Below are 7,298 nucleotides of genomic sequence, written 5' to 3' on the forward strand. Positions count from 1 at the left end.
TCTCCGAGTGACTGTTCGGGGACTCAAGCTTCACGCCTTCACGAAGCACCAGGTGTCGGTCTCACCGACGCGGGCCTTCGTGTCTTCCGAGATTCGTCTTCTTGAGTTTGAGGTGTCGACATGTCCGCGAATGAGCCGAAGCCCGCGAGCCCTCGTGTTCGCAGGCCGCCCCCCGTGGTGCCCGTTCATCGGGAGGGGCCTCCGCCGCTCTCCTTCGCGCAGCGTCGCATGTGGTTCCTCTCGCGGTTGGACCCGTCGGGCTTCGCCTACAACGCGCCCTTCTTCGCGCGGCTCAAGGGGTGTCTCGATGTATCAACGCTGGAGCGCGCGCTGACGGAGGTGGTGCGCCGGCACGAAGCGCTGCGGACGACCTTCACGGAAGTCGAAGGCGAGCCGGTGCAGTGCATCGCGCCCGACGCGCCGGTGTCGCTGACCGTGGAGCGACTGGAGGGGCCGGAGCGGGAGCACGAGGCCCGGCGACTCGCGGAGGAGGAGGCACGGCGTCCGTTCGATTTGGGCACGGGGCCGATGCTGCGCGCGCGGCTGTTGCGCCTGGAGGAAGAGGAGCACGTGTTGCTCCTGACGCTGCACCACATCTCGTGTGACGGCTGGTCGCTGTCGTTGCTGGAGCGGGATTTGCGCGAGCTGTACGGCGCCATCCTCGATGGCCGCGTGGCGACACTGCCCGCGCTGACGGTGCAGTACGCGGACCATGCGGTGTGGCAGCGCGAGTGGCTGAAGGGGGAGGTGCTGGAGGAGCAGCTCGCGTGGTGGAAGAAGCACCTCGACGGAGCCTCGCCCGCGCTGGAGCTGCCGACGGACCGACCGAGGCCGCCGGTGCAGTCGGCCCGTGGCGCGGTGCTGGGGATGCCGTTGCCCGCCGAGCTGATGAAGGCGCTGCACGAGCGGTGCAAGCAGGAGGCGGTGACGCCGTTCATGTTGTGGCTGGCGAGCCTCCAGGCGTTGCTGTCGCGGCACAGCGGACAGCCGGACGTGGTGGTGGGCACGCCCATCGCGGGGCGCAACCGGCGCGAGGTGGAGGGGCTCATCGGCTTCTTCGCCAACACGCTGGCGCTGCGCGTGGACGTGGATGGAAACGAGTCCTTCAAGTCGCTCTTGGGACGGGTGCGTCAGGCGTGCCTGGGGGCGTACCAGCACCAGGACGTGCCCTTCGAGCGACTGGTGGATGCGCTGCGGCCGGCGCGGGACTTGAGCCGCTCGCCGCTGTTCCAGGTGCTGCTCGTGCTCCAGAGCGCGCCGCCGTTGGTGCGGCTGGCGGGGCTGGAGTCGCGCGACGTGGACTTCGAGCCGGGCGTGGCGAAGTTCGACCTCACGCTCTTCGTGCGCGAGACGCCAGAGGGTTGGGTCGCGCTGTGGGAGTACAGCACGGCGCTGTTCGACGAGGCGACGGTGCGAAGGCTCGCCGGCCACCACGTGGCGCTGCTGAAAGGCGTGCTGGAGGACCCGGAGCGCAAGGTTGGGCAGGTGGACCTCCTGGACGAGGAGGAGCGGCGGAGGGTGTTGCCGGAGTGGCCGAGGTGGGAGGAGCTTAAACACCCGTCGTGGTTGATGCATCGGCGGGTGGAGGCGCAGGGGGTGCGCACGCCCTCGGCCGCGGCGGTGACGAATGGTGGCGGCTCCCTGACGTATGCGCAGCTGGAGCGGCGGGCGAATCAGCTCGCACACCACCTGATGGCGCTGGGCGTTCGCCCTGGAAGTGTGGTGGGGCTGTGCCTGGAGCGAAGCAGCCTCGACCTGCCGGTGGCGGTGCTGGCGACGCTGAAGGCGGGAGCGGCGTGCCTTCCGTTGGACCCGGGCTATCCGCCGTCGCGACTGGCTCAGATGCTCGACGACGTGGGTGCGCCCGTGGTGCTGGTGCACGGCGCGCTGGAGCATGCGTTGCCCGGGGAGGGAGCGGCGCGGAGGGTGCGGCTGGAAGAGGAGGCCGCGCGCATCGCGGAGCAGTCCACCGTGGCGCCCGGGTGGGTGCTGTCGCCGGAGCTTCCCTGCTACGTCCTCTTCACGTCGGGGAGCACGGGGCGGCCCAAGGGCGTGACGATGTCCCATCGTGCGTTCGGCACGCTGGTGAACTGGCAGTTGGCGAGCACGTCGGCGCCTGGGGCGAGGACGCTCCAGTTCGCCTCGCTGAGCTTCGACGTGTCCTTCCAGGAGCTGTTCTGCACGCTGGGCGAGGGCGGCACGATCGTCCTCGTCTCGGCGGCGACGCGTCAGGACCCCGCGACGTTGATGGCGTACCTGCGGGAGCACCGCGTGGAGCGGCTCTTTGTGCCCTTCGTGGCGCTCCAGGCGCTCAGTGAGCGGGCCCGACATGAGACGGAGTTGCCGCCGCTGCGCGAAGTGGTGACGGCGGGCGAGCCGTTGCAGGTGACGCCCGCAGTGGTGTCGTTCTTCGAGCGGCTGCCGGGGTGCGTGCTGGAGAACCAGTACGGCCCCACGGAGACGCATGTGGTGACGGCGTGGAGAGCGAAGGGGCCGCCCTCGACGTGGCCGGTGTTGCCTCCGGTGGGCAGGCCCATCGTCCCCGCGACGGTGTTGGTGCTGGATGCGTGGGGCGCCCCGTGCCCCATCGGTGTGACGGGAGAGGTGTGCGTGGGAGAGCGGAGCCTCGCGCACGGCTACTGGGGGCGGCCGGAGCTGACGGCGGAGCGCTTCGTTCCGAACATCCTGGACAAGGACCGGGACGGGCCTCGCATCTACCGCACCGGAGACCGGGGACGGTGGCTAGCGGATGGGAACCTGGAGCTTCAGGGGCGCGCGGATGAGCAGGTGAAGGTGCGCGGCTTCCGCGTGGAGTTGGGTGAGGTGGAGGTGGCGCTGAAGGAACTTCCCGGCGTGACGGACGCGGCGGTGGTGGTGCGGCGAACGGGCGGGGGAGAGAAGCAACTGGTGGGCTACGTCGTGCGGCCTGAGTCCTCGGACGCGGAGGCACTGAAGCGCCGGCTGGCGAATCAGTTGCCCGAGTCCTCGGACGCGGAGGCACTGAAGCGCCGGCTGGCGAATCAGTTGCCCGAGTCCTCGGACGCGGAGGCACTGACGCGCCGGCTGGCGAATCAGTTGCCCGAGTCCTGGGACGGGGAGGACTTGAAGCGTCGACTGGCGAAGCGGTTGCCCGAGTACATGGTGCCGGTCGTGCTGGTGCGGCTGGACGCGCTGCCGTTGACTCCCAGCGGAAAGGTAAATCGCCGCGCCCTGCCGGAGGTGGACTCGCGCCGCGCGGAAGGGGGAGCCCGCTACGAGGCGCCGCGTGACGCGCTGGAGCGGACGCTGGCGGAAGTCTGGCAAGAGGTGCTGGGTGTCCCGCTCGTGGGCGTGAGGGATGATTTCTTCGCGCTCGGTGGACACTCGCTGCTGGCGACGCGTGTGGTGTCGCGACTCCGGGATGCCCTGGGCCACGACGTGCCCGTGCGACTGCTGTTCGAGGCGCCCACGGTGGAGGCCCTTGCCGAGCGACTGGGGGCGCAGGGAGGACACGCGCGGTTGCCGGTGCTGACGCGAGCCGAGCGACTCGTGGACCCGCCCCTGTCGTTCGCACAGCGACGCCTGTGGTTCCTCGCGCAGCTCGACGCGGGAGGGCATTCGTACAACCTGCCCTTCGTCGTCCGACTCCACGGTGCGTTGAAGGTGGAGGCCCTGGAGCGGGCACTCGCGGAGGTGGTCCGCCGACACGAAGCGCTGCGCACGAGCTTCGTGGAAGTGGGAGGTGAGCCTGTCCAGCGCGTCGCCGTGGATGTTGGCGTGCCCCTGTTGGTGGAGTCGGTGGAGGGCGCCGACGACGTGGAAGAGGCCGTGCGGCGTCGCGTGGTGAGGGAGGTCCAGGCGCCGTTCGATGTGGCGCGGGCGCCCTTGCTCCGCGCGACGTTGCTGAGAACGGGCGGCGAGGAGCAGGTGCTTGTGGTGGTGCTGCACCACCTGGTGGCGGATGGATGGTCGCTGGACGTGCTCACCCGCGAACTGGATGCGCTGTATGGCGCGGCCGTGAAAGGCGAGGCGGCGAAGTTGCCCGAGCTGCCCGTGCAGTACGCGGACTACACGGTGTGGCAGCACGAATGGTTGAAGGGAGACGTGGAGGCATCGCAGCTTTCCTGGTGGCGCGAGGCGCTGGCGGGAGCACCCCCGGTGTTGGAGCTGCCCACGGACCGGCCGAGGCCCGCGGTGCAGGGGTACCGAGGTGCGAGCGTGCCGGTGCGGTTGTCCTCGGAGCTGAGCGAGGCGCTGCGACAGTTGAGCCGGAGAGAGGGCGCCACGCTGTACATGACGCTGCTGGCGGGCTTCCAGGTGTTGCTGGCGCGCTACAGCGGACAGTGGGACGTGGTGGTGGGCTCACCGGTGTCGGGGCGGACGGCGAGGGAGACGGAGGGGCTGATGGGCTTCTTCGTCAACACGCTGGCCCTGCGCGCACAGCCGGATGCGGCGTCCTCCTTCCAGGCGTTCCTGCGTCAGACGAAGGAGACGGTGCTCGGGGCACTCGCGCACCAGGACGTGCCCTTCGAGAGACTGGTGGAGCACCTCCGCCCGGAGCGGGACTTGAGCCGCTCGCCGTTGTTCCAGGTGCTCTTCACGTTGCAGGAGGCCGCGCCGCTGCTCACCCTGCCGGGTGTCACCGCGAGCCCCTGGGACTTCGCGAGCACCATCGCCAAGTTCGACCTGGAGCTGTTGCTCGTCGATGCACCGGGAGCGGCTGTCGAAGGCCAGCTCATCTACAACGCGGACCTCTTCGAACCGCCCACCGTCCAGCGCATCGCGGAGTGTTTCCTGGAGTTGTTGCGCAACCTCTCCGGCCGACCCGAGGCGCGACTGTCGGCGCTTCCGCTCCTGCCTGCGGCCGAGCGCCAGCGCGTGCTGGAGGCGTGGAACCAGACGGCGGTGGAGTTCCCGCGAGAGGGATGCGTCCATCACCTCTTCGAGGAGCAGGTGTCGCTGCGTCCGGACGCGGTGGCGCTGGAGTTCGGTGCGCAGCGGCTGAGCTACCGGGAGCTGGAGGCGCGGGCCAATCAACTGGCGTGGGCGCTGAAGGCGCGTGGCGTCGGCGTGGATGTGCTGGTGGCGGTGTGCCTGGAGCGCTCGGTGGAGCTCATCGTGTCGCTGCTGGCCATCCTGAAGGCCGGTGGTGCGTACGTGCCCCTGGACTCCAGCTATCCGGCGCGGCGGCTGGAGCAGATGTTGGAGGACACGACGCCTCGGCTGCTCATCACCACGCGTGCCTTGCTGGAGCAACTGCCCCAGGAGGGACGCCCGGAGTTGATGTTGCTGGAGGACGAGCGGCTGGCGGACCTGCCGACGACGTCACCGCGCATGCCGGTCTCGGGGCGAAACCTGGCGTATGTGGACTTCACGTCGGGGAGCACGGGGCGCCCCAAGGGTGTGGCCGTCGAGCACCGGGGCGTGCTGCGGTTGTTGTACGGAGCGCCGTACGCGCGACTGGGGCCGGAGGAGACGTTCCTGCTCATCGCGCCCATCTCCTTCGATGCGTCGACGTTGGAGGTGTGGGGGCCGCTGTGCCTGGGTGGAAGGCTGGTGGTCTTCCCACCGCGCTCGCCCAGCGAGCTGGACCTGCTGACGGACGTGCTCCATCGGCACTCCGTCACGTTGTTGCACCTGACGGCGGGACTGTTCAGCCAGATGGTGGAGCTGGGGATGGACGGGTTGAAGGGCGTGCGCCAGCTCCTGACGGGTGGAGACGTGGTGTCCGCGCCGCACGTGAAGCGCGTGCTGGAGGAGCTGAAGATTCCGGTGACGGCCTGCTACGGGCCGACGGAGAGCACGCTCTTCACTTCGGTCCATCGGATGACGCGAGTGGAGGACGTGGGCGCGTCGGTGCCCATTGGTCGGCCCATCGGCAACACGCAGGTCTACGTGCTGGATGCGGGAATGGAGCCCGTTCCGGTGGGCGTGGCGGGAGAGCTGTTCATCGGGGGTGATGGCCTCGCGCGAGGGTATCTGCGCCAGCCCGATGTGACGGCGGACCGCTTCATTCCGAATCCCTTCAGCGCGGTGCCGGGGGAGCGGCTCTATCGCACCGGAGACCTGGCGCGCTTCCGCCCGGACGGGGTGCTGGAGTTCCTGGGGCGGCGTGACAGCCAGGTGAAGGTGCGGGGCTACCGCATCGAGCTGGCGGAGGTGGAGGCGTCGCTCCTCGCGCATCCAGCGGTGAAGGACGGGTTGGTGGTGGTGCGGGACGGCGCGGGAGGCAAGCGACTGGTCGCGTACTACGTCGAGCACGCGCAGGCGCCCGAGGCACCTCGGGTGCGCGACTGGCTGACGCAGAAGCTCCCCGAGTTCATGGTGCCCTCGGCCTTCGTGAAGCTGGCGGCGCTCCCGCTGACGGCGAACGGGAAGGTGGACCGAAAGGCCCTGCCGTCACCGGAGCAGGAGGGGTCGGGCGTGGAGGCGATGCAGGGGCCTCGGACGGTGATGGAGTCGCTGGTGGCGCGCATCTGGATGCCGCTGCTCGGAGTGGCGAGGGTGGGCGTGAAGGACGACTTCTTCGCGCTCGGTGGTCATTCGTTGCTGGCGACGCGAGTGGTGTCGCGGCTCCGGGCGGCGCTCGGTCGTGATGTGCCGGTGCGACTGGTGTTCGAGGCGCCCACCGTGGAGGCCCTGGCCGAGCGACTCGAAGTCGTGAAGGCAAGTGCGCAGCGCGTGAGCACCCCTGTGCCGGTGCGAGTGTCGAGACACTCCGCGATGCCGCTGTCGTTCGCACAGCAGCGTCTGTGGTTCCTCGGGAAGCTCGACGCCGGAGGGTATTCGTACAACCTGCCGTTCGTCGTCCGACTGCGAGGCGCGCTGGACCTCAAGGCGCTGGAGCAGGCGCTCGCGGCGTTGGTGCGGAGACATGAGGCGCTGCGCACGACGTTCGAGGAAGTGGAAGGCGAGCCGGTGCAGCGCATCGCTTCGGATGTGGCGGTGCCGCTGTCCGTGGTGGAGGTGACAGAGGACGCCACGCGCGGCCAGGTGGAGACGCTATCGAGGCAGTCGTTCGACCTGGGCACGGGCCCGCTGCTGCGAGTGACGCTGCTGAAGCTGAGCGAGCAGGAGCATGTGTTGGTGCTGGTGCTGCACCACATTGTCGCGGACGGTTGGTCGATGGGAGTGCTCGCGAAGGAGCTGGAGGCGCTCTACAGCGCGCAGGTGAAGGGCCGCGAAGCAACGCTGCCGGAGTTGCCGGTGCAGTACGCGGACTACGCGGTGTGGCAGCGGGAGTGGCTGAAGGGGGAGGTGTTGGAGGAGCAGTTGTCGTGGTGGAGGGCGAGGCTGGCGGGAGCCCCAGAGGTGCTGGA

1 protein-coding gene is annotated in these 7,298 nt (G+C 69.4%); it reads left to right on the top strand.

The window, feature by feature from the left end; all coding sequences use genetic code 11:
- Window positions 1–120: 120 nt before the first annotated feature.
- Window positions 121–7,298: non-ribosomal peptide synthetase (locus tag HUA78_RS25825; protein ID WP_174477374.1), on the top strand; the 7,178-nt coding region annotated here is incomplete at its 3' end.

The sequence above is a fragment of the Myxococcus sp. CA033 genome, from assembly GCF_013336625.1.
GTDB classification, from domain to species: Bacteria; Myxococcota; Myxococcia; order Myxococcales; family Myxococcaceae; genus Myxococcus; species Myxococcus llanfairpwllgwyngyllgogerychwyrndrobwllllantysiliogogogochensis.